The following is a 21,824-nucleotide window of genomic DNA, read 5'->3' as shown; positions in this document are numbered from 1 at the left end:
GCCGCCCACGTTCCCGAAAGGCCGCACCCGTGACGACGCCCACCCGCTACGCCCAGATCGCCCAGACCACGCCCACGGGCGCCGCCATCGCAGAGAAGGTGGCGCAGGCCTACGACCTCGGCGAGGTCCGGTCGTGCGAGTTGCTGCGGCGCAGCTTCAACCATGTCTACGGTCTGCAGTTTGCCGACGGCCGCCGCGCCGTTGCACGCCTGAGTGCCGATCGTCCGCGCGGCGCCCCCAACATCGGCTACGAAACGGCGCTGCTCGCGCACCTGAAGGCCAAGGGCGTGCCCGTGGCCGGCGCGCTGGCTGCACGCGATGGCGCACATGCTGTCGCGATGGACTTGCCCGAGGGCGAGCGCCCGTTGATCCTGTTCGAGCACCTCGATGGCGACATCCCCGGCGACATGCTGCCCGACGTGGAGGCCACCGGCCGCGGCCTGGCGCTGTTGCACGAAGCCGCGCAGGACTACCACGGCCCCGCCAGCCGCTACACGCTGGAATTGCCCGACCTGCTGCACGCGTCGCTGGAGCGCTTGCAAGCCGCGCCCACGATGACCGACGCGCTGCGTCCGGAGTTCAGCGCCATCGCGCGCACGCTCGAAGCCCGCATCACCGCGATGCCGGTCCTGACGCGTGTCCATGGGCACGGCGATTGCCACGGCATGAACAACTTTGTGACGGAAGGCCTGGACGGAACGCGCGTTGCCTCGTTCTTCGACTTCGATGACGCGGGCCCTGGCTGGTTGGCCTACGACCTGTGCGTGTACCTGTGGGCGATGCATCCACGTACCGTGGGCGGAACGCTCGATGCGACATTGCTGGCGCGTTGGCGCAGCTATCTGGCGGGCTACCGCAGCGCGCGCCCGCTGCCTTCGGCGGATGTCGAGGCCATCGCCGCATTTCTCGCGGTGCGGCAGTTCTGGCTCATGGGGGAACACGCGGGCCGCATCGCGGTGTGGGGCACGCAGTCGATGTCGACGAGCTGGCTGCGCACGCAGGTGAAGATGTTGACGGCGTGGGCGGAGTTGCAGACGCCGGAGTGAGAGGGCGGGTCAGGCTGCTTGCGCGACCCAGCCTCTGAACGCCATGCCCGCATAGAACAAGCGGATGTTGGTGAAACCCGTCTCTTCCAGCAATGCTTCTTCCTGTTCCGGGCTGAGCAGCGACAGCGTCGAACCGATGGCTGTTGCCGCCTTGCGCGCGTTGTCCGGATCGACACCGGAAGCTGCCGCGAAAGCGACATAACGCGAGAGCCACAACTCCCGCTCTCCCTCCGCCTGAGGAAAGCTGAGATGCGCCATGACGAACGGCGCACCGGGTTTCAGGCGGCGACGAATTTCCATCAACGTCGACCTGCGTTCATCGAGCGTCAGGAAGTGCATCGTCAGCAGGCAGGTCGCTGCATCGAAAGGGCCTTCGGGGGCGGTGTCTGTGTAGCCATGGTGCAGCGCGACACGCTCGGCAAGCGGGCCGAGCGTTTCCGCAGCGAGATCGAGCATGGGCTGTGACGGATCGACGCCGACGAAATGCCATCGGGGATGCGCCTGCGCGAGCACCTTCAACTCCATGCCGCCACCGGCGCCGATGACCAGCACGTTCGCCGCATCCGGTGCCCGTTCGGCGACGAGCAGGGCCGCCATCGTCTGCAGGTCGTGCAGGCCTGGTACTAGGCGGGCGGTTTTCTCGGCGTAGTTGTTGGTGGCGGATGGAGCGCTGAAGGTGGGCGTGGGCTGGGACATTTCGCCAGTCTATGTGGGCGTTGCGTGCTTCGCAGGCGTGGGGTATCTAGCAGAATCTGGCCCGGAAGCGAATGCCCATCCGGGTGCACGCGTCACGGGGTTTCAGAACAATGACTGACGACGACACCTTCGACACAGAACTCTCACCCGCTGAGCGTGAGCGGGTAGCCAAGCTACCAGAGCCGGACCTGGCGCTCATCGATGCGGCGCTTCTGTCGCAAGCGTCCAGTCAATGGCGGAAGGTGGCGCGCGTGGTTGGCATGGCGATGCTGTCGATGCCCGATCACCTGGAGGATGTTCCTGATGCCTTCTTCGCGAAACGGGTCGCGCTGCTCGTCGCGTCGGGGCGATTGGAGTCGCAGGGCGACCTTCGGCGCATGCGGTTCAGCGAGGTGCGGTTGGGTTCGGTCTGATCAACCTGCAACAGCCTCAAGCCAACGTCGATACGCGCTCAGCGCGAGACACCCTCGCAAGCCGCCACGTCATCCCGATCCCGACAACCGTCGCGATCAACCCCACCAGGAACACACTCGAGTGACCGTAGTGGTCGGCAATCAGGCCCGCCATCGGGCCGGTGACGCCGTACGCCAGATCCTGGAACGCCGCGAAGCCGCCGATGGCCGTTCCGCGCAGATGGGCGGGCACGCGCTTGACGGCCTCCAGTCCCATGGCGGGGAACACCATCGAGCATCCCATGCCGGTCAGCAATGCGCCCACCATGGCCACGACGGGATGGGGCGCCAGCCAGAGCAGCGCCTGGCCCACAGCCTCGATCGCCAACGAGACCAGCGCCACCTGGGTGCCGCCGATGCGGTCGGGCAGGCGACCCGCCAGCAGTCGCACCAGGACGAAGCCAACGCCGAAGCAGGTCAGTCCATAGCCGGCACCCTGCCAGCCATGGGCCAGGAAGTACAAGGGAAAGAACGCGCCCAAAGCCGCAAAGCCGACGCCTTGCAAACCCACGACCGCGCCTTGCTTCCAGATGAGTCCCAGCACATCGGAGAACGGTGCGCGGCGCCCTTGTGCAGACACGGCGGGGGCAATGGACCAGAGCATCGCGCCACTGACGAGCGGCAGGGCGATGCTGCCCGCCATCAGGCCGGCGAAGCCGAGCCTTTCCAACAGCCAGAGGCCCAGAGGACCGCCGACCGCAAACGCGCCATACATGCCGGTGCCGACAAGCGCCATGACCTGGCCCGAACGCGCGGGGCCCATGGCCGCCATCGCCCAGCCCAGCATGCCGACGAGCGCGAAGCTTTCGCCGAGGCCCAGCACGAGACGCCCGATCAGCAGAACCAGGTACGCGCCGACGCCATGGCCCAGCACCGGCAGCGAGGAGGCCCAGCACAGGAGCGACGCAGCCGCATAGAGGACAAGGCCCCGGAACATGGCGAACTTGCCGCCGCGTTCATCGGCCAGCCGGCCCGCCCAGCCGCGACTCAGGATGGTGGACAAGAACGCAATGCCGACGCCCAGGCCGGACGCGACATTGCCCATGCCCAGCGTCTGCGACACATGGAGCGTTACCGCCGGCATCGACATGGCGACGGACAGGTAGGCGAAAAAAAGCGCGAGGGTCATCCAGACCAGGGTGCGCAGGGAAGAAGAGTTTGTTTTTTGGACGTTCGTCATTGAGCGCCGCTCCTTGAATTTTCAAAGGCGGCACCGGCCGGTCGAATGAGCGGGGACGATGAGTGCCGAAGCGACCAACGCACACCGCCAGTCGGCCGCGGGTGCCACTGGTGATGCGTTGGTTGACGTAAACGCTTACGGCTGGATGGAGCTCTGAAGAGATCAGAGTCGATTTTTGCAGCGCCGATTCTAGCCACGCGAGATCGAGATCGCGCTTCCTGTCCGGCTAAAGTCGGATGGACTCCACGTGTTTGATCTCATGAACCACATCACCATCGACTACCGTCACAACGTTCCTCTTGATCCCGTCGACGTCGCCCGCGTCTTCGATCAGTCCGGCATCAAGCGTCCCACCACCGATCTCGCCCGCATCGCGCGCATGTTCGCCGCGCCCAGCCTCTTGCTGTCGGCATGGGTCGGCGACGAACTGGTGGGGCTGTCGCGCTCGCTGACCGACCATGCGTACTGCTGCTACCTGTCGGACCTGGCGGTCGACAAGAAGTACCAAGGCCATGGCATCGGCACGGAACTCGTGAAGCGCACGCAGGCGATCATCGGCGACGAGGTGTCGTTGATCTTGCTGTCGGCCCCCGACGCGATGTCTTACTACCCGACGCTCGGCTTCGAGCTCGCGCAGAACGCGTACGTCATCCGGCGGAAGAAGTAAGCAGGGCCGCTGTTCAGCGGCTCACTATGTCCGTCGTGACCCCGGCAGGCCGGCCTTCGCATCCAGCAGGTGCCCCAGCGGCAGCGCCGCCTCCGACTTGATCTCGCGCAGCACGATGCTCGAACGCACGTGCGTCACGCCGGGCAGGCTGAACAGCACCTCGTGCAGGAAGCGCTCGTAGTGCTTCATGTCCGGCACAGTCACGTTGAGGATGTAGTCGGCGGGCCCGGTGGCCGACACGCAGCGAATGATCTGCGGGCTCGCGGCCACGGCTTCTTCGAAGCGTTGCACCATCGCCTCGCTGTGCCGGTCGAGGTTCACTTCGGCCACGGCCGACACATGCAAACCCACCAATTCGGGATCGACGAGCGCGGTGTAGCCGCGAATGACGCCGGCCGCTTCCATGTCCTTGATGCGCTTCCAGCAGGGCGTGGGCGACAGGCCCACGGCCTCGGAAATCTGCTGCACGGTCTGCCGCCCGTCATGCTGCAGTGCAGAAAGAATCTTGAGGCAATGCTCGTCAAGAGAAACAGAACCGACGTTCATCGTGATTTTCGAGTGGATTCTTCTTCAAACAAGGGTCTGCGCCAGTGTATTGAAGAAACACTTACTCGGGGGGCGGCAGAACAATTCCGGGCATGAACGCCCCACACCCAGCGACCGCACTCAGACGGCCCGACTACCAACTGTCCGACAACCTCTGGGCCAATGCCGGCTCGGTCTTCCTCACCGGCACGCAGGCGCTGATCCGCATCCTGGTGATGCAGAAACAGCGCGACGCGGCGCGCGGCCTGCACACGCAGGGCTTCGTGAGCGGCTACCGCGGCTCGCCGCTGGGCATGGTCGACCAGGCCATCTGGAAGGCCGGCGAGCGCTTCAAGCAGACCGGCATCCGCTTCGTGCCCGCGGTGAACGAGGAGCTCGCGGCCACGCAGGTGCTCGGCACGCAGCGTGTGGAGTCCGACCCCGAGCGCACCGTCGATGGCGTGTTTGCCATGTGGTACGGCAAGGGCCCGGGCGTGGACCGCGCGGGCGATGCGCTCAAGCACGGCAACGCCTATGGCTCGTCGCCGCACGGCGGTGTGCTGGTGGTGGCGGGCGACGACCACGGCTGCGTGTCGTCGTCGATGCCGCACCAGAGCGACCATGCCTTCATGGCCTGGCGCATGCCGGTGATGCAACCTGCCAGCGTGGCCGAGTACCTGGAATTCGGCTTGTATGGCTACGAGCTGTCGCGTTACTCGGGCGCGTGGGTCGGCATGGCGGCGCTGTCCGAAATCGTCGAAAGCGCGGGCACGGTGGACCTCGACGCGGTGAACGCACGCGTGGCCGCCTGGGAAGACGCCGATGCCGTGCGCGCCGCCACCGGCCACGCCGCGCCGCCCGACGGTCTGCACTACCGCTGGCCCGATCTGCCGTCGCTGCGCATCGAGTCGCGGCTGGAAGACAAGCTCGCGGCCGTGGCCGCGTTCACCCAGCGCAACAGCATCGATCGCCACGTCATCGTGAGCCCGCACGCGAAGGTCGGCATCGTCACCTGCGGCAAGGCGCACCACGATTTGATGGAGGTGCTGCGCCGGCTCGAACTCTCGCCCGAGCAACTCGCGCGCGCGGGTGTGCGGCTGTACAAGATCGGGCTGAGCTTTCCGATCGAGCAGACGCGCCTCAAGGAATTCGCGCGCGGGCTCCACGAGATCCTCGTCGTGGAAGAGAAGGGCGCGGTGGTCGAGACGCAGCTACGCGACATCTTCTACAACGCACCGCCCGATGCGCGCCCCGTGCTCGTGGGCAAGCACGACCACGCGGGCCAGCCGCTGGTGTCGGCGCTCGGCGAGCTGCGGCCTTCGCGCCTCATCGAACTGGTCGCGCACTGGCTGGCGGTGCATTTTCCCGAGAACCACGACCTGGGCGATCACCTGCAGCATGTGCGCGACTTCACGCCGCCCGAGCTGCTCGGCAACGCGAGCGATGCGGTCAAGCGCGTGCCGTACTTCTGCGCCGGCTGTCCGCACAACACCAGCACCAAGGTGCCCGAAGGCTCGACGGCGCGCGCGGGCATCGGCTGCCACTTCATGGCCAACTGGATGGACCGCAGCACGGCAGGCCTGATCCAGATGGGCGGGGAGGGCGTCGACTGGATCTCGCACGCCATGTTCACCAAGACGCCGCACGTGTTCCAAAACCTGGGCGACGGCACCTACTACCACTCGGGCTACCTCGCGATCCGCCAGGCCGTCGCGGCCAAGGCCACGCTCACCTACAAGATCCTGTTCAACGACGCGGTCGCGATGACCGGCGGGCAGCCGGTCGACGGCGTCATCAGCGTCGACGCCATTGCGCGGCAGGTGGAATCGGAAGGCGTCACCAAGGTGGTGGTCGTGAGCGATGCCATCCATCACTACGATGCCATCAAGAACAAGTTTCCGGCCGGCACCGAGTTCCACGACCGCGCCGCGCTCGATGAGGTGCAGCGCCGCCTGCGCGAAATGCCCGGCGTGACCGTGCTCATCTACGAGCAGACCTGCGCCGCCGAGAAGCGCCGTCGCCGCAAGAAGGGCGAGCTGGCCGATCCGCCCAAGCGCCTCTTCATCAACGAGGCCGTGTGCGAAGGCTGCGGCGACTGCACGGTGCAGAGCAACTGCGTGGCCGTGCTCCCGCACGAGACGTCGATGGGCCGCAAGCGCAAGATCGACCAGACCAGCTGCAACAAGGATTACTCCTGCGCCAAGGGCTTCTGCCCCAGCTTCGTGGGCGTCACCGGCGGCAAGCTGCGCCGCAAGAGCGGGGCGCTGGCGGCCGGGCGCGATGCGTTCCTGCACCGCGTGGGCGCGCTCGCGCATCCCGCGCCGCACGCGTGGACCGGCCCGTACGACCTGCTCGTGACCGGCGTGGGCGGCACCGGCGTGGTGACGGTGGGCGCGGTCATCGCGATGGCCGCGCACCTCGAAGGCAAGTCGGCCAGCGTGCTCGACTTCATGGGCTTCGCGCAGAAGGGCGGCTCGGTGCTCAGCTTCGTGCGGCTGGCCGACACGCCCGAGCGGCTGAACCAGGTGCGCATCGACACGCAGCAGGCCGATGCCATTCTCGCGTGCGACGTGGTGGTGGGTGCTTCGGCCGATGCGCTGCAGACCGTGCGGCACGGGCGCACGCGCGTGCTGGCGAACATCCACGAGATTCCCGTGGCCGAATCACTGCGCAACCCCGACGCCGACCTGCACGTCGACCTGCTGCTGGAGAAGATGCGCTTCGTCGCGGGCGAGGAACAGGTCGAGACCTTCGATGCGCAGAGCCTCGCGGAAGAGTTCCTCGGCGACACGCTGGCCGCGAACATCGTCGCGACCGGCTACGCGTGGCAGCACGGCCTGGTGCCGCTGAGCCTCGAGGCGCTCATGCATGCGATCGAACTCAACGGCGTGGCCGTGGCGGCCAACCAGTCGGCGTTCTCGCTGGGGCGGCTCGCGGCCGGCGACGCTGCGGCGCTCGATCAACTGCGCGCAGCGCCGGTCGAGGCAGCCGCGCATCAGGTCGACGACCGTCCGTTGGACGCGCTGCTGGCCGATGCGCACCGCCACCTCACCGGCTACCAGAACGCCGCATGGGCGCAGCGCTTCGACCAGCGCATTCGGGCACTGCAGGCGGTCGAGTCCGCATTGCCGGGCGGCGACGCGAGCCTGCCTTTCACGCGCACCGCAGCGCGCAGCCTGCTGAAGCTCATGAGCTACAAGGACGAGTACGAGGTCGCGCGCCTGTACACCGACGGCGCGTTCCTGCAGAAGCTGAAGGACCAGTTCGAAGGCGACCTGAAGCTCGAGTTCCACATGGCCCCGCCGCTGCTCTCACGCCCTGCGCACGGTCAGGCGCCGGCCAAGATTCGCCTCGGTGCGTGGATGCTGCCGGCGATGAAATGGCTGGCCCACGGCAAGCGCCTGCGCGGCACGCCCTTCGACCTGTTCGGCCACACGGCGGAGCGCCGCACCGAGCGCGAGCTGATCGATCACTTCGACCGCTTGCTGCAAGAGATGGCCACCGAACTGACGCCCGGCAACCAGTCGACCGCCGCACGCATCGCGGCCCTGCCGCTGTCGGTGCGTGGCTTCGGCCATGTGAAGCTGGCGAACCTGGATGCGGCGCGCATCCGCGAGGCCGAGCTGCTGCACCGCTTTGCGCCAACGCGCTACGCGAAGCCGGTGGATGCGCCCAGCGCCGGGCAGATCCGCGGCATCGCCATCGTGGCCAGCGCGCGGTAGCGGGGGCGCGCGGTCGGGCGGAGAAGGGGCTTCGCTCGGCTACGATCCTTGCCGAAGCACCCACTCCCGCCACACCCCGACGACCCCCGACATGCGCACCTTCTTCTACTACGCTCTGATGCTCCTGCTCGGATACGCTTGGTACAGGGCCGGCCAGAACCTGCTCCGCAAGGGGTACCGCGACGAGAAGGGCGAACTCACCCAGGGCATCGTGGGGCCCGTCGGATTCCTGATGGCCGGTGGCGTCACCTGCTACCTCTTCTTCGCCATGCTGCGCGCCTTGGTTCGGGGCGAAATTCCTTGCGTCGGCAAAGGCTGCGCGGGGCAGGTCTACACGCTGGCGGCGCATGCGGGCGACTACTGGGCCAACCTGTTTTTCATCGCGTGGTGCGTCCTGGGCCTGGGCTACGCGATGTACGTGACGCTCAAGGTCTGGTTCCGGGCTTAGCGCGCGCAGTGCGCGCAGCCGGCTCCCGCGCCAGCATCTCGACCACCAGGGCAATGAACCACTGGTGCAGCGCCGAAGTCTCGTGCCGCTCGTGCCAGGCCAGCTCGACGGTGCGCGCCGGCGCCGCGAGCGGTGGCGCCACGCGCTTCAGGCCCGTCATGCGCACCGTCTCCAGGCCCTCGGACCAGGGCAGCACGGCGATCAGGTCGGAGCGGCGCACGGCTTCGTAGGCCGCCGAATAGTGGCTCACCGTAGAGACCAGGTTGCGCTGCAGGCCGCGGCTTTGCAGCACGCGGTCGTAGATGCCGCCGACGCGGCCCGCCAGGCTCACGTCGAGGTGGCGTGCGGTCAAAAATTTCTTCAGCGGAATCTTGTCGAGCTTCGCCAGCGGATGGTCGTTGCGCATGAAGCAGGCGAAGTCGACGGACCACAGCCGGCGTGAGCGCATGAAGCCGGGGCGCTGCACGTCGTCGTTGTAGGCGCCGATGGCGAAGTCGGCCCGGTTGTCGTCCAGCGACTGCCCGAAGTCCACCACCGTGCCGGGGTGCGTGTGCAAGCGCATGCCCGGCGCAAGTTCGCCGAGCCGCTCGAGCAGGCGCGGGGCGACGATGCAGGCCACGTAGTCGGTCATCGAGACCGTCAGGCGCGCGTCGCTTTGCGAGGCATCGAAGCTCTCGCCCTCGAGCGTGCCGCGGATGGTGCGCAGCGACCGCGCCAGCGGCGCCCACAACTCCGTCGCGCGCCGCGTCGGTCGGATGCCCGCGCCGTTGCGCACGAACAGCGGGTCGCCGTAGGTCTCGCGCAGCCGGCGCAGCGCATTGCTGACCGTGGGCTGCGTGAGCGACAGCTTCGACGCTGCGCGCGTCACGTTGCCTTCGTTCATGAGGGCTTCGAAGACCTTCAGCAGGTTGAGATCGGCGTTGCGGTAGTTCATGGGCGGGGGGCTGAAACCATTCACGCGGTCAATGGAGTGGATTCAGCATATAAATTTTTCGGAATTGTGACGCGATCCTACGATCCCGTCATTCCTCACCGCCCATGCCCCGGAACCCGGCAGACAGACTCCATGACCCAGACCATCCTCGTCAAGAACGCCCGCCTGCTCGATCCGCTGAAGCCCGAGCTGCAGGACCGCCATGACATCCTGATCGAAGGCGACACCATCCGCGAGGTGTCCGACCGGCCGATCGTGGCGCGCGATGCACGGGTCATCGACGCTGCCGGCAAGACCGTGATGCCCGGCCTGATCGACCTGCACGTGCACGTGGTGGCCATCGACCTGAACCTGCAGCGCCAGGCGCAGATGCCCAATGTGCTGGTGACGTTGCGCAGCCTGCCGATCCTGCGCGGCATGCTGCGCCGCGGCTTCACGACCGTGCGCGACGCGGCCGGCGCGGGCGACGCGTTCAAGCAGGCGGTGCAGTCGGGGCTGGCGCAGGGGCCGCGCCTGTTCGTCTCCGGCCGCGCGCTGAGCCAGACCGGCGGCCATGGCGACGGCCGCGCGCGCTCCGACTACCTGATCGCCAACGGCGTGTGCCCCAGCTGTGCCCGCGTGGGCATGCTGGCTCGCGTGGCCGACGGCGTGGACGCCGTGCGCAAGGCCGCGCGCGAAGAACTGCAGATGGGCGCCGACCAGATCAAGATCATGGCCGGCGGCGGCGTGGCATCGCCCACTGACCCGGTCGACGCGCTGGGCTACAGCGAGGACGAGATCCGCGCCATCGTCGGCGAAGCAGCGGCCCGCAACACCTACGTGCTGGCCCATGCCTACACCCCGGCCGCGATCCAGCGCGTGGTGCGCTGCGGCGTGCGCACGATCGAGCACGGCAACCTGGTCGACGCGCCCACCGCAGCATTGATGGCCGAGCACGGCGCCTACGTGGTGCCCACGCTGGTGACCTACGACGCGCTCGCCAACGAAGGCGCGGCCCTGGGGCTGCCGCCGGCCAGCGTGGTCAAGGTGGAAGACGTGCGCGGCGCCGGGCTGCGCTCGCTCGAGATCTACAAGTCGGCCGGCGTGAAGATGGGCTTCGGCACCGACCTGCTGGGCGAGTCGCACCGCCTGCAGAGCGACGAGTTCCGCCTGCGCGCGCAAGTGCTGTCGCCGGCCGAGATCATCGCCAGCGCCACGCTCATCGGCGCCGAGGTGCTGGGCATGAGCGACCGGCTCGGCCGGTTGATCCCGGGCGCGCTGGCCGACCTGCTGCTGGTCGATGGCGATCCGATGCGCAACCTCGATTGCCTGATGGGGCAGGGCGAGCGCATTCCCCTGGTGATGAAGGCCGGCGTGGTCGAGTTCGACGCGCTGTAGCCCGCACCCCCGAGCTGGTCAGAACACAACCCGCCGGAGGCCTCCGGCTCTTTCAAGGAAACGACACATGCCCAAGCTGACGCAAGCCGTCTGGCGGTACCGCCACGACCAGATGGTCCGGTTGATGGACGAACTCGCCGTCGATGCACTGGTGTTCAAGACTGCGGATTTCTTTCAGTTTGCGACCAACTTCCACACCGACGTGCAGCCGTGGGAGCGACCGATCTTCGCGGTGGTGCCGCGCCAGGGCGAGGGCTTCCTGGTCATGAACGAGCTGTCCACGAACCACATGCGCTTCTCGATGGAAGCGCACAAGGTGTGGATCACCGACGTCACCTTTTATGCCGAGCATCCGATGGTGAGCAACCGCCTGCCGCTCGTGTCGCAGCTCCCCGAAATCCTTGCCGAGCGCCTGAGCCGCGCCGGCCTGCGACGTTCGCGCATTGCGCTGGATGCCGGCAGCGGCGTGATGGCCGCCGTGCAGCGCCTGCTGCCCGATCTGAACGTGCGCGTCGCCACCACGGAAGTGCGCAGCCTGCGCTGGCAGAAGCATGCCGAGGAACTGGCCGTGATGCAGGCCATGGCCGGGCTCACGGACTGGCTGCAGGACCGCTACCGCGAAGCCATCAAGCCCGGCCGCCTGGTGCAGGAGATGGACTGCGCCATGGCCAGCCTGTTTGTGCAGGAGGCCGCCGAGCGCTTTCCCGGCGAGCAGTTCGAGGTCGTGCGGTGCTGGACGCTCAGCGGCCCGGCGTCGGCCTTGCCGCATGGCGACGGTGCCTCTTGCGGCGCGCGCATCAAAGAAGGCGACGTGCTCGTCAACATCATCATTCCCCGGCTCAACGGCCTGACGATCGAGAACGAGCGCACCTGGTTCTGCGGGCGTCCCGACGACCAGAAGAAGGCGCTGTGGACGGCCGCGCGCGACGCGACCGATGCGGCCATCGGCGCGGCCGTGACAGGCCGGCCCGTGTGCGCGATCGACGCCGCTGCGCAGGCCGTGATCGAGCGCGCCGGCTTTGCCGACTGCATCCGCCACCGCACGGGCCACGCCATCGGCATCGTGCACCACGAGTACCCGGAGGACATGGCGTTCAGCCAGCGCCCGCTGCTCGACAACGAGGTCTATTCGGCCGAACCCGGCCTGTACGTCTACGGCGTGGGCGGCTTTCGCATCGACGACACGGTCGTGGTGGGCGCGACGCCGCGCGTGCTCACCGCCACGCCCAAGTCGCTCGAGTACGCCACCGTGGGTTGAGACCGCCCACTCCTGCTTTCGCAACCCATCGAACTGACCTCCCCATGACCACCCGCCGCACCATGCTTTCCGCGCTGGCCGTTGCAGCTTCGCTGCTCGCCGCACCCGCCTTCGCGCAGGGCTTTCCTTCCAAGCCGATCAAGGTCGTGGTTCCGCAGCCGGCCGGCTCGGGGCCGGACACCTTGGCGCGCACGCTGGCCGACGTGCTCGGCAAGAGCCTGGGGCAGAGCGTCGTGGTGGAGAACCGCCCGGGCGCCAACGGCACGCTGGCTGCGGCCTACGTGCTGTCGCAGCCCGCGGACGGCTACACGCTGTTTTTGGCCGGCGTCTCGAACATGTCGTGGAACCCGCACCTGTACAAGTCGCTGGGTCACCAACCGGCGCGCGACTTCACCGGCGTCGCCGTCATTGCCAACACCCCGTTCGTGACCGTCGTGTCGCCGAGCCTGGGCGTGAAGACGCTGCCCGCCCTCATCAGGATGGCCAAGGCCGAGCCGCAGCGGCTCAGCTTCGCATCCGCTGGCATCGGCAACTCCACGCACCTGGCGAGCGAGCTGCTGAAGTCGCGCACCGGCATCCAGATGCAGCACGTTCCCATCAGCGGCGCCGGTGGCCCCAACGCGCTGACCAGCGTGATGGCGGGCGACACGCCGGTGATGACGACCGTTCCCGTCGGCGTCGTGCCGTTGGTCAAGGGCGGCAAGCTCGTGCCGCTGGCTGTCACCGGCGAGCGGCGGCTGCCGCAGTTGCCCGACGTGCCCACGTTCAAGGAGCTGGGCATCGACATGGACGTGCCGGGCTGGTACTCGCTGGTCGCGCGCACGGGCACACCCGGCGACGCGGTCGCGCGGCTCAACGCCGAGATCAACAAGGCCCTGGACACGCCCGAGATGAAGGAGCGCCTGGCCGGCCAGATGCTGATCGCGGTCAAGTCGGCGCCGGCCGATGTCCTGAAGTTCACGCAGCGCGAGTCGGCTGCTTGGGGGCCCATCATCGACAAACTGGGCATCGCGCAGTGAGTGACATGGCGCAGGTTTCCTTCGAGGCCCTGGACCACGCGTTGCGGCGGTCTCCGGGGCACCGGCTTTTCACCGTGCTGGCGATCGACCCCGGCCTTGCGGTGTCGCGGCGCCTGTACACGAGCGACCCCGTGGCCTATCCGTGCGGCGGCACCAAGCCGCTGCACCACGACAACGACTTCTTTCGCGAGGTGGTGCAGGGCGGTCGCGCGCGCATCTGCTCCGATCAGGAAGCCTGCCGCCGTGCGTTTCCCGACCACGCGCTGATCGACACGCTGGGCTGCCGGTCTGCCATCAACGTGCCGATCCGGCACGGCGGCTGCACCATCGGTTCGCTGAACCTGCTGCACGAGGAACACTGGTACCAAGCCAACATGGTCCCCGCGTTGATGCGCTTTGCCGAACAGGCTGCGCCCTTGCTTCTTTCGCTCCGATACGTTGAGATGCCCGCATGACGATCCCTCGCCGAACCTTCGTGCTGAATGCCGCCGCGTCTTTGTGTGCGGCATCGCTCGCCACCGCGGCGCGCGCGGCCGGGCCGGGCTATCCCGGCAAGCCAATCACCATCGTGTTTCCCTACGCGGCCGGCGGCGCCACCGACGCCATGACGCGCCAGATCGCCGACCTCATGGCCAAGGCGCTCGGTCAGCCGGTCATCGTCGACGCGAAGCCGGGCGCCGGTGGATCGATGGCGTTGCAGCAGGTGGTGCGCGCCCCAGCGGACGGACACACGCTGGTGCTCATGGCCAGCGGAACGATGGCCGTCAACCCTTATCTCTACGACCTTAAGTACAAGCCGGTCGAAGACCTGGCGCCGATCACGATCCTGGTCGACATTCCTTTCGTGGTCGTGACGAAGCCGGACTTCCCCGCGCGCACCCTCAATGAGTTCATCGCGCATGCCAGGGCGAACCCGGGGAAGGTTTCGTTCGCGAATGCGGGCGTCGGCACGCAGGCCCACCTGACGCAGATGATGTTCATGAAGGAGGCCGGCATCTCGGCCAACGTCGTTCCCTACAAGGGCGGCACCGGCGCCATCGCCGACCTGCTCGGCGGCCACATCGACGCCATGATCGACAACGCCGCCGCGCAGGTTGCGAACGTGCAGGCCGGCAAGGTGCGTGCGCTGTTCGTCACGACGCGCGAGCGCAGCGAATCGCTGCCCGGCGTGCCGACGGCGCAGGAGGCAGGGCTGCCCGGCTTCGTGACCTCGGGGTGGTTCGGGCTGGCCGCGCCCAAGGGCACGCCGCAGGCCATCATCGACAGGCTCAATGCGGTGATCGTGCAGGGCATGGCGCGGCCTGAGATGCGGAAGAGGTTGATCGATGCGGGGTGGATGCCGATGGGCAGCTCACCCGGCGAGGCGCTGGACCGCGCCCGGTCGGACCTGGCGCGCTTCGGGCAGATCGCGCAGCAGATCGGACTGAAGAAGGAGTGACGGCCTGCGTGGCCCCGCCTTCGAGCGTCTAGTCGGATGACCGCAGGCCGTCGAGCGACAGCACCTTCAACCCGCCGTACTCCACGCGGATCAGGCCCTTCTTCTGCAGCGCGGCGAGCGCCGTGTTGACCCGGGGGCGCGACAGGCCCGCGATGGACGCGAGTTCCTGCTGCGTGATGCGCAGCATGTCGCCCACGCCGGGATACAGCACCGGATTGAAAAGCGCGCTGAGGCTTCGGGCCACGCGCGCGTCGATGTCGGTCATGCGGTCGATCTCCAGTGCGCCGATGAACTGCCCGAGCCGCTCGTTGAGTTGTCCCATCACGAAGCGGTTGAACCCGATCGAGTGATCCAGCAGCCAATGGAAGGTGTCGACAGGAAGCGCTCCGACCAGGCTCAATCGCAATGCCAGGGAATCGTAGCGGTAGGGCTCCCTCTTGATCATCGTGCCTTCGCCAAACCATCCGCCCGGCGGAACGCCGAGGAAGGTCATGGTCTGGCCGGCCTTGTTGTTGCTGCTCATCTTGAGCAGGCCGTGCAGCACGCCGAACCAGTAGGTCGCCGGACGGCCGAGGCGGCACACGTGCTCGCCGGGAAGAACCTCTCCGACCACCAATTCGGCCACCGCGCGCTCGCGCTCCGCCGCCGACAGCGACGGCAGCCATGGGATGCCTTGCAGTTCTGCTGTGGTGGCAGGACGCCGTCTTGCGGGGAGACTTTTGCTGGTGCTCATGAGAGATGGGGACGTACGGATAGGGAACTTCCCTTGGATTGTTATCGGCATGACAAGTCCCCGTCAAAGCGGTTTCTACCATCGGCCCGAATTTCGATGCGCAGGCACTTCGCGCCATCGAGATCTCGCAGATCCGGTACCCAGGTACTTCACAAGGAGACAGCCATGACACTGAAATCGCTCGCACTGACCACCGCCTTGCTCGCCGGCGCCTTCGGCAGCGTGCTCGCAACGCCGCCCGCGCATGCGCAAGCCAAGGAGCAGTTCTTTCCGCTGCTGGTCTACCGCACCGGCCCCTATGCACCCAATGGCACGCCCCTGGCCAATGGCAAGCAGGACTACATCAAGCTCGTCAATGCCCGCGACGGCGGTGTCAACGGCGTCAAGCTGACCTACGAGGAATGCGAAACCGGCTACGCGACCGACAAGGGCGTGGAGTGCTACGAGCGGCTCAAGGGCCGGCCCGGTGTCGCGCTCTTCGAGCCGCAGACAACGGGCGTCACCTTCGCCTTGACCGACAAGGTGCCCGCCGACAAGATGCCGCTCATCACGCCCGGCTACGGCCTCTCGATCTCTCAGGATGGCCAGTCCTTCAAATGGAACTTTCCGCTGATGGGCAGCTACTGGACCGCGGCCGACATCATCGTCCAGGGCCTGGGCAAGAAGGAAGGCGGCATGGACAAACTCAAGGGCAAGAAGATCGCACTCGTCTATCACGACTCGCCGTTCGGCAAGGAGCCGATTCCTCTGCTGCAGGAGCGCGCGAAGATGCACGGCTTCGAGCTGCCGCTCATTCCTGTCACTGCGCCGGGCATCGAGCAGAAGTCGGCATGGCTGCAGGTGCGCCAGCAGCGGCCCGACTACGTGATCCTCTGGGGCTGGGGCGTGATGAATTCGGCCGCGCTCAAGGAGGCTGTGGCCACGGGCTATCCGCGCGAGAAGATGTACGGCGTGTGGTGGTCGGGCGCCGAGCCCGACGTCAAGGACGTGGGGCAGGGCGCGAAGGGCTACAACGCCCTCACGCTGCATGCCTCGGGCCAGCAACTGAAGGTCATGCAGGACATCCTCCAGAAGGTGCACGACAAGGGCAACGGCAGCGGGCCGCGGGACGAGGTCGGCTCCGTGCTCTACGTGCGCGGCATGCTGATGCAGATGCTCGCCGTCGAAGGCGTGCGCCGCGCACAGGAACGCTTCGGCAAGGGCAAGGTCATGACCGGCGAGCAGGTGCGCTGGGGCCTGGAAAACCTGGCGCTGGATGCGAAGCGCCTGGAAGCCCTGGGGCTGGCCGATGTCATGCGTCCTCTTGCCACCAGTTGCGCCGATCACATGGGTTCGGCCTGGGCACGCGTTCAGACGTGGGACGGCGGCAAGTGGAACGCCAGCTCGGAGTTTGTTCAGGCGGACGAACAGATCATCAAGCCGCTGGTCAAGGCGAATGCCGACAAGTACCTGTCGGACAAGAAGATGACGCGCCGCGAAGCGGCCGATTGCCAGTCGTGACCCGATCCGCTGCGCCATGAAAACGCCCGAGCACACGAGGGGTGGCGACACCATCGCGATGTGCTTCGTGCGCGAAGCGCTGCACGACGCCATGCAGCGCGGTGTCGACATCGGCGCCATCCTCGGCGCGGCCGGCATTCCGCTCGGACTGCTTCACCAGGACCAGGCGCGCGTGTCCCCGGAAAGCTATGGCCGCATGTGGCACGGGGTGGCTGAAAGAACGGGCGATGAATTCTTCGGCATGGACGCCCATCCGGTGCGCTACGGAAGCTTCGCGCTCGCATGCCGCTGCGCGATGGGCGCGAAGAACCTGGAGCAGGCGCTGCGCCGGATCATGCGGTTCTACGGCGGCGTGATGGATGACATGCAGCCTTCCATCGAGCGGCAGCCGCACGAGGCCGCATTCCGGTTGAACGAGCGGCCCGGCGCGCAGCGCCTGTTCGCGCACGGCACGATCCTGGTGATCTTCTTCGGCGTGGCCTGCTGGCTGGTCGGCAGGCGCATCCCCATCCTGCGCGCCGAGTTCTCGCCCGAGGCGCCCGACAGCCCCGAGGAATACCGCCTGCTGTTCGGCCAGGAAATCCGCTTCGGCGCCGACCGCACGGCGCTGGTGTTCGAGGAGCGATTTCTCGACCTGCCGGTGGTGCAGAACGAAGAGACGCTGCAGCGCTTCCTGCGCGGCGCACCCACGAACTTTCTCGTCAAGTACCGCGACCAGGACAGCGCCGCCGCGCGGGTGCGCAAAGTCCTGCGAGGCACCGACGCGTCGGCGTGGCCGGATCTGCCAGACATGGCGCGAAAACTCCGGCTCGCCGAGAGAACGCTGATACGGCGCCTCGCGATGGAAGGCGAGCCCTTCCAGGCCATCAAGGACACGCTGCGGCGCGATCTTTCGATCAGCCTGCTGAGCGATTCAGGCCTCAGCGTCAGCGAGATCGCCGCCAGGGCCGGGTTCGCCGAGCCCAGTGCGTTCCATCGCGCCTTCCGCAAATGGACCGGGGCCAGCCCTGGGGCCTACCGAGCCACGCTGCCCGAATAGCCCGCTGCGCGCGCGGACATGGCAAATCCCGCCAATCACATTGGCGGGAACGCGCAATGCGCAATCGAAACCCGCGGCATAAAGTGCGGCCGAATCGGCCTCTCAAGCGCCGCATGAACACCACGAGAGACAAAGGACGCACCGTGCCATCGCCCCATTCTTCTTCGCCAGTCGCCGCCCCGGACTACGCGTCCTTCGTCGAGGCCTTCGACCTCGAAGACTTCAAGACATCGTTCGCAGGCAGTTTCGAGCACGGCATCAACGCCTGCGTCGAGGCCTGCGACCGGCACGTTGCGCCGGGCCGCATCGCCCTGCGCTGGGAGGACAAGGACGGCAACACCTGCGAGCTCAGCTACGAGGAACTGCAGGCTCAATCGGCGCGCTTCGCCAACCTGCTCGCAAGCCGGGGCGTCAAGCCCGGCGACCGGGTCGCGGGCCTGCTGCCGCGGATTCCCGAACTGCTGGCAGTGATCCTCGGCACATGGCGTGCGGGCGCGGTGTACCAGCCGCTGTTCACGGCCTTCGGCCCGAAGGCCATCGAGCACCGCGTCACGGCCTCCGAAGCGGTGCTGATCGTCACCGACACGGCCAACCGCCACAAGCTCGACGACAGCGCGACGTGGCCGGGCATCGTCACGATCGCGCGCGGCGCGGACGACCACCTGCCGCCGGGCGATGTCGACTACCTGCGCGAAATGGCGCGGCAACCGCCATCGTTCGAGCCCATCATGCGCGGCGGCGACGACGCCTGCATGATGCTGTTCACCTCGGGCACGACGGGCCTGGCCAAGGGCGTGGCCGTGCCGCATCGCGCGTTGATGGCCATCGGCATGTACATGCGGCTCGCCGTGGACCTGCGCGACGGCGAGTCCTACTGGAACATCGCCGATCCGGGCTGGGCCTACGGGCTCTACTTCGGCGCCATCGGGCCGCTGCTGAGCGGCAACACCACGCTCTTCTACGACGGCCCGTTCTCCGCAGAGACCGCTTACCGGCTGATCGAAAAATACGAGATCACCAACCTCGCCGGCGCGCCGACCGCCTTCCGCCTGATGATGGCGGCCGACCCGCAACTGGCCGCACGCATTCGCGGCAAGCTGCGCGTGGTCAGCAGCGCGGGAGAGCCGCTCAACCCCGAGGTGATGCGCTGGTTCCGCGACGCACTCGATTGCCCGATCGGCGACCACTACGGCCAGACCGAGATCGGCATGGTGGTGTGCAACTTCCATGGGCTGAAGCACGCGGTGCATCCTGGCAGCGCAGGCTTTCCGTTGCCGGGCGTGCGCGTCGCGGTGCTCGACGACGAGGGCAACGAACTCGCACCGGGCGTGCCGGGGACGCTGGCCATCGACCGCAGCCGCTCGCCGCTGTATTACTTTCCAGGCTACTGGAAGCAGGCGACGCAATCGTTCACCGGCGTCTACTACCTGACCGGCGACACCGTCGAGCTGAACGAGGACGGCAGCATCAGCTTCGTCGGGCGCGGCGACGACATCATCACGTCCGCCGGCTACCGCATCGGCCCCTTCGATGTCGAGAGCGCGCTCATGGAGCACCCAGCCGTCGCGGAAGTGGCCGTCATCGGCAAGCCCGACCCCGAGCGCACGGAGATCGTCAAGGCCTTCGTCGTCCTGCGTGCCAAGGTGCAGGCGAGCGAGGCGCTTGCGGGCGAGCTGCAGCAACTGGTGAAGCGCCGGCTGGCCGCGCATGCGTATCCGCGCGAGATCGCGTTCATTGCCGAACTGCCGAAGACGCCGAGCGGCAAGATCCAGCGGTTCATCCTGAGAAAGCAGGAAGCCGATCGGGCTTCGGCCTAGGAGCGCGGAACATGCTGCCCCGACTGCATCGCCATCGCTGGATGGACGAAGAAATCGACGCGTTCCGCGACCAGGTGCGCCGCTACATCGCCGGCGAGCTGTCGCCGCATCTCGACGGCTGGCGCCGCCAGGGCTTCATTCCGCGCGAGGTCTGGCGACCGTTCGGGCAGATGGGTTTCCTGCTGCCCGAACTCGATGAAGCCTACGAAGGCGCCGGTGCCACGCTGGCCCATCAGCTGGTCGTGCAGGACGAGCTGGCCAGGGCCGAGTTTCCGGCCAACGTGGCCGTGCATTCGATTGCCGCGCACTACATCCTCGACTACGGCACCGAGGCGCAGAAGCAGCGCTGGCTGCCCCGGCTCGCCAGCGGCGAGCTGCTGGCCGGCATCGCGCTCACCGAGCCCGGCTGCGGCTCGGACCTGAAGGCGCTGCGCACGCGCGCCCGGCGCGAAGGCGGCGACTACGTGATCGACGGTGCCAAGACCTTCATCACCAACGGCTTCACCGCCAACCTGCTGGTGGTGGCGGTGCGCACCGGCGATGCCGGCAGCCGCGGCGTGTCGCTGGTGGTGCTGGAAACCGAAGACCTGCCGGGCTTTCGCGTCGGCCGGCGTCTCGAGAAGCTGGGGCAGCATGCGTCGGACACGGCCGAGCTGTTCTTCGACGGCATGCGCGTGCCGGCTGACCAACTGCTGGGCGAAAAGGAAGGCGACGGCTTCGTGCAGCTGATGAGCCAGTTGCCCTTCGAGCGTTTGCTGCTGTGCGTGCCGGCGGCGGCCGTGATCGAGCGCGCGCTGGAGCTGACGGTGGCGTACACACGGGAGCGCAAGGCCTTCGGCCAGACGGTGTTCGACTTCCAGAACACACGCTTCAAGCTGGCGGAGTGCGCCACGATTGCGCATGTGGTGCGCAGCTTCGTCAACGACTGCACCCAGCGCATGCTCGACGGCATGCTCGACAACGAGGCCGCCTACATGGCCAAGTGGTGGTGCACCGAGCAGCAGGGCAAGGTCGTCGACGAATGCCTGCAGCTCTTCGGCGGCTACGGCTACATGGCCGAGTACCCGATCGCCCGCCTGTACGCCGACGCGCGCATCCAGCGCATCTACGGCGGCACGACGGAAATCATGAAGGACCTGATCGCGCGGAAGCTGGCCGCCTGACGCCGCGGCCTGCGAAGCCAACCGCCGATCCCCCGCCCGCGGCAGCTTGCGCGCCGGCGAGTTGACTTTCGTCACTATCAGCCGGCGCCGCATGACCCTAACATGCGCGCCATGAGCATTCCTGTGTCGACCCGGGCATCAGCCATCCTGATCGTGGACGACCACGACCTGGTGCGCCTGGGTGTGCGTGCCTTGCTCCAGGCGCAGGCCTCGCCCCACGGGCCTGCGGTCGAGGTCTTCGAAGCCAGCAGCATGGCGCAGGCACTGGCTGTGTATGAGCGCTCTCAGGAGCGCATCGGGTTGGTGTTGCTCGATCTGGGACTTCCCGACACACGAGGTCTGAGCGGCGTGTCCGTTTTTCTCGAGCGTTATCCCCAGGCCCGCGTGGTCGCGCTGTCGGGCGCCGGCGCCACCGCGCTGGCCCAGAACGCCATTGCCCAAAGTGCGTTGGCCCAGGGCGCCAGCGCGTTCCTGCCGAAGTCGGCCAACCTCAAGGAGGTGGTGAGCTTCATCCGTGCCTGCGGTCTGCTCGGAAGGGACGTGGTCGATGGCCTTCCACGTGCTTCCAGGTGGGTCGACCGGGCGCCCCGCCGTTCCGCCAGCGGTGGCCTGGGCGCCCTGACAGGAAGCCAGGCGCGTGTGCTGCAGATGATTCTCGAAGGCAAGTCCAACAAGGAGATCGCCCAGTTGGCCGAGTTGCGCGAAGGCACGGTGAAAAACTATGTGTCGACGATTCTCTTGCTGTTCGGCGTGCAATCGCGGGCGGAACTGATCAGCAGCCTGCGTTGATTCACCGGGGGAGGCGCAACG

The 21,824-nt window shown here is 67.3% G+C and carries 20 protein-coding genes; 15 read left to right on the top strand and 5 right to left on the bottom strand.

Annotation, left to right across the window (positions count from 1 at the left end; all coding sequences use genetic code 11):
• Positions 1-29 precede the first annotated feature (29 nt).
• The gene (locus RZE79_RS19700) at positions 30-1,046 is read left to right on the top strand and encodes a phosphotransferase (RefSeq protein ID WP_319356162.1); all 1,017 of its coding nucleotides are present in this window, start codon (positions 30-32) and stop codon (positions 1,044-1,046) included.
• 9 nt (positions 1,047-1,055) lie between these two features.
• Here the strand turns inward: RZE79_RS19700 and RZE79_RS19695 are convergent, their stop codons facing one another.
• Entirely contained in the window at positions 1,056-1,742 is a 687-nt protein-coding gene (locus RZE79_RS19695; protein ID WP_319356159.1) for a class I SAM-dependent methyltransferase, read from the bottom strand.
• Positions 1,743-1,852: 110 nt separating this feature from the next.
• Between RZE79_RS19695 and RZE79_RS19690 the strand changes: the two genes are divergently transcribed.
• On the top strand, positions 1,853-2,155 hold the full coding sequence (locus RZE79_RS19690) for a DUF3658 domain-containing protein (RefSeq protein ID WP_319356158.1): 303 nt from the start codon (positions 1,853-1,855) through the stop codon (positions 2,153-2,155).
• 16 nt (positions 2,156-2,171) lie between these two features.
• Here RZE79_RS19690 and RZE79_RS19685 read toward each other — a convergent pair whose 3' ends face one another.
• Positions 2,172-3,374 (bottom strand): MFS transporter, encoded by a 1,203-nt coding sequence (locus tag RZE79_RS19685; protein WP_319356156.1) that lies wholly within the window; start codon positions 3,372-3,374, stop codon positions 2,172-2,174.
• 259 nt (positions 3,375-3,633) lie between these two features.
• Between RZE79_RS19685 and RZE79_RS19680 the strand changes: the two genes are divergently transcribed.
• Positions 3,634-4,041: a GNAT family N-acetyltransferase gene (locus RZE79_RS19680; RefSeq protein ID WP_101489841.1), complete on the top strand. Its 408-nt coding sequence runs from the start codon at positions 3,634-3,636 to the stop codon at positions 4,039-4,041.
• Positions 4,042-4,065: 24 nt separating this feature from the next.
• On the opposite strand, the gene RZE79_RS19675 is transcribed toward RZE79_RS19680, so the two are convergent.
• On the bottom strand, positions 4,066-4,587 hold the full coding sequence (locus RZE79_RS19675) for an Lrp/AsnC family transcriptional regulator (protein ID WP_319356154.1): 522 nt from the start codon (positions 4,585-4,587) through the stop codon (positions 4,066-4,068).
• A 92-nt stretch (positions 4,588-4,679) separates the two neighbouring features.
• On the opposite strand from RZE79_RS19675, the gene RZE79_RS19670 reads away from it, so the two are divergent.
• Both RZE79_RS19670 and RZE79_RS19665 read left to right on the top strand, forming a co-directional pair.
• A complete protein-coding gene (locus tag RZE79_RS19670) occupies positions 4,680-8,288 on the top strand; it encodes an indolepyruvate ferredoxin oxidoreductase family protein (RefSeq protein WP_319356153.1) in 3,609 nt (1,202 codons plus the stop codon).
• A 91-nt stretch (positions 8,289-8,379) separates the two neighbouring features.
• On the top strand, positions 8,380-8,736 hold the full coding sequence (locus RZE79_RS19665) for a hypothetical protein (RefSeq protein WP_319356152.1): 357 nt from the start codon (positions 8,380-8,382) through the stop codon (positions 8,734-8,736).
• Here RZE79_RS19665 and RZE79_RS19660 read toward each other — a convergent pair.
• Positions 8,714-9,670: a LysR family transcriptional regulator gene (locus RZE79_RS19660; protein ID WP_319356151.1), complete on the bottom strand. Its 957-nt coding sequence runs from the start codon at positions 9,668-9,670 to the stop codon at positions 8,714-8,716. The genes RZE79_RS19665 and RZE79_RS19660 overlap by 23 nt on opposite strands.
• Before the next feature lie 132 nt (positions 9,671-9,802).
• On the opposite strand from RZE79_RS19660, the gene RZE79_RS19655 reads away from it, so the two are divergent.
• From RZE79_RS19655 to RZE79_RS19635, 5 genes are all read left to right on the top strand, one after another.
• A complete protein-coding gene (locus RZE79_RS19655) occupies positions 9,803-11,047 on the top strand; it encodes an amidohydrolase family protein (protein ID WP_319356150.1) in 1,245 nt (414 codons plus the stop codon).
• 67 nt (positions 11,048-11,114) lie between these two features.
• The gene (locus tag RZE79_RS19650; RefSeq protein WP_319356149.1) at positions 11,115-12,305 is read left to right on the top strand and encodes a M24 family metallopeptidase; all 1,191 of its coding nucleotides are present in this window, start codon (positions 11,115-11,117) and stop codon (positions 12,303-12,305) included.
• Positions 12,306-12,349: 44 nt separating this feature from the next.
• Complete coding sequence (locus RZE79_RS19645; protein WP_319356148.1) at positions 12,350-13,324, top strand: tripartite tricarboxylate transporter substrate binding protein; 975 nt, start codon at positions 12,350-12,352, stop codon at positions 13,322-13,324.
• 5 nt (positions 13,325-13,329) lie between these two features.
• A complete protein-coding gene (locus RZE79_RS19640; RefSeq protein ID WP_319356147.1) occupies positions 13,330-13,779 on the top strand; it encodes a GAF domain-containing protein in 450 nt (149 codons plus the stop codon).
• Positions 13,776-14,762, top strand: coding sequence for a tripartite tricarboxylate transporter substrate binding protein (locus RZE79_RS19635; protein ID WP_319356145.1), 987 nt, complete (start codon positions 13,776-13,778; stop codon positions 14,760-14,762). Before RZE79_RS19640 ends, RZE79_RS19635 begins: the two co-directional genes overlap by 4 nt.
• Positions 14,763-14,790: 28 nt before the next feature.
• Here RZE79_RS19635 and RZE79_RS19630 read toward each other — a convergent pair whose 3' ends face one another.
• Positions 14,791-15,495 carry a Crp/Fnr family transcriptional regulator gene (locus tag RZE79_RS19630; RefSeq protein ID WP_153283494.1) on the bottom strand — a complete coding sequence of 235 codons (705 nt, stop codon included), beginning with the start codon at positions 15,493-15,495 and terminating at the stop codon, positions 14,791-14,793.
• A 165-nt stretch (positions 15,496-15,660) separates the two neighbouring features.
• On the opposite strand from RZE79_RS19630, the gene RZE79_RS19625 reads away from it, so the two are divergent.
• From RZE79_RS19625 to RZE79_RS19605, 5 genes are all read left to right on the top strand, one after another.
• Positions 15,661-16,995: an ABC transporter substrate-binding protein gene (locus tag RZE79_RS19625; RefSeq protein WP_319356143.1), complete on the top strand. Its 1,335-nt coding sequence runs from the start codon at positions 15,661-15,663 to the stop codon at positions 16,993-16,995.
• A 16-nt stretch (positions 16,996-17,011) separates the two neighbouring features.
• Positions 17,012-18,034 (top strand): AraC family transcriptional regulator, encoded by a 1,023-nt coding sequence (locus RZE79_RS19620; RefSeq protein ID WP_319356141.1) that lies wholly within the window; start codon positions 17,012-17,014, stop codon positions 18,032-18,034.
• A gap of 143 nt (positions 18,035-18,177) precedes the next feature.
• Positions 18,178-19,851, top strand: coding sequence for an AMP-binding protein (locus RZE79_RS19615; protein ID WP_373696492.1), 1,674 nt, complete (start codon positions 18,178-18,180; stop codon positions 19,849-19,851).
• Between the two features lie 11 nt (positions 19,852-19,862).
• The gene (locus RZE79_RS19610) at positions 19,863-21,014 is read left to right on the top strand and encodes an acyl-CoA dehydrogenase family protein (RefSeq protein ID WP_319356139.1); all 1,152 of its coding nucleotides are present in this window, start codon (positions 19,863-19,865) and stop codon (positions 21,012-21,014) included.
• Positions 21,015-21,125: 111 nt separating this feature from the next.
• Positions 21,126-21,803, top strand: a complete 678-nt coding sequence (locus RZE79_RS19605; RefSeq protein WP_319356137.1) for a response regulator transcription factor — start codon at positions 21,126-21,128, stop codon at positions 21,801-21,803.
• Positions 21,804-21,824: the final 21 nt, after the last annotated feature.

The sequence above is a fragment of the Variovorax sp. EBFNA2 genome, assembly GCF_033802765.1.
GTDB classification, from domain to species: Bacteria; Pseudomonadota; Gammaproteobacteria; order Burkholderiales; family Burkholderiaceae_C; genus Variovorax; species Variovorax paradoxus_H.
The sequence above is the reverse complement of the archived record's forward strand: the minus strand, read 5'-3'. Positions and strand labels throughout refer to the sequence as shown.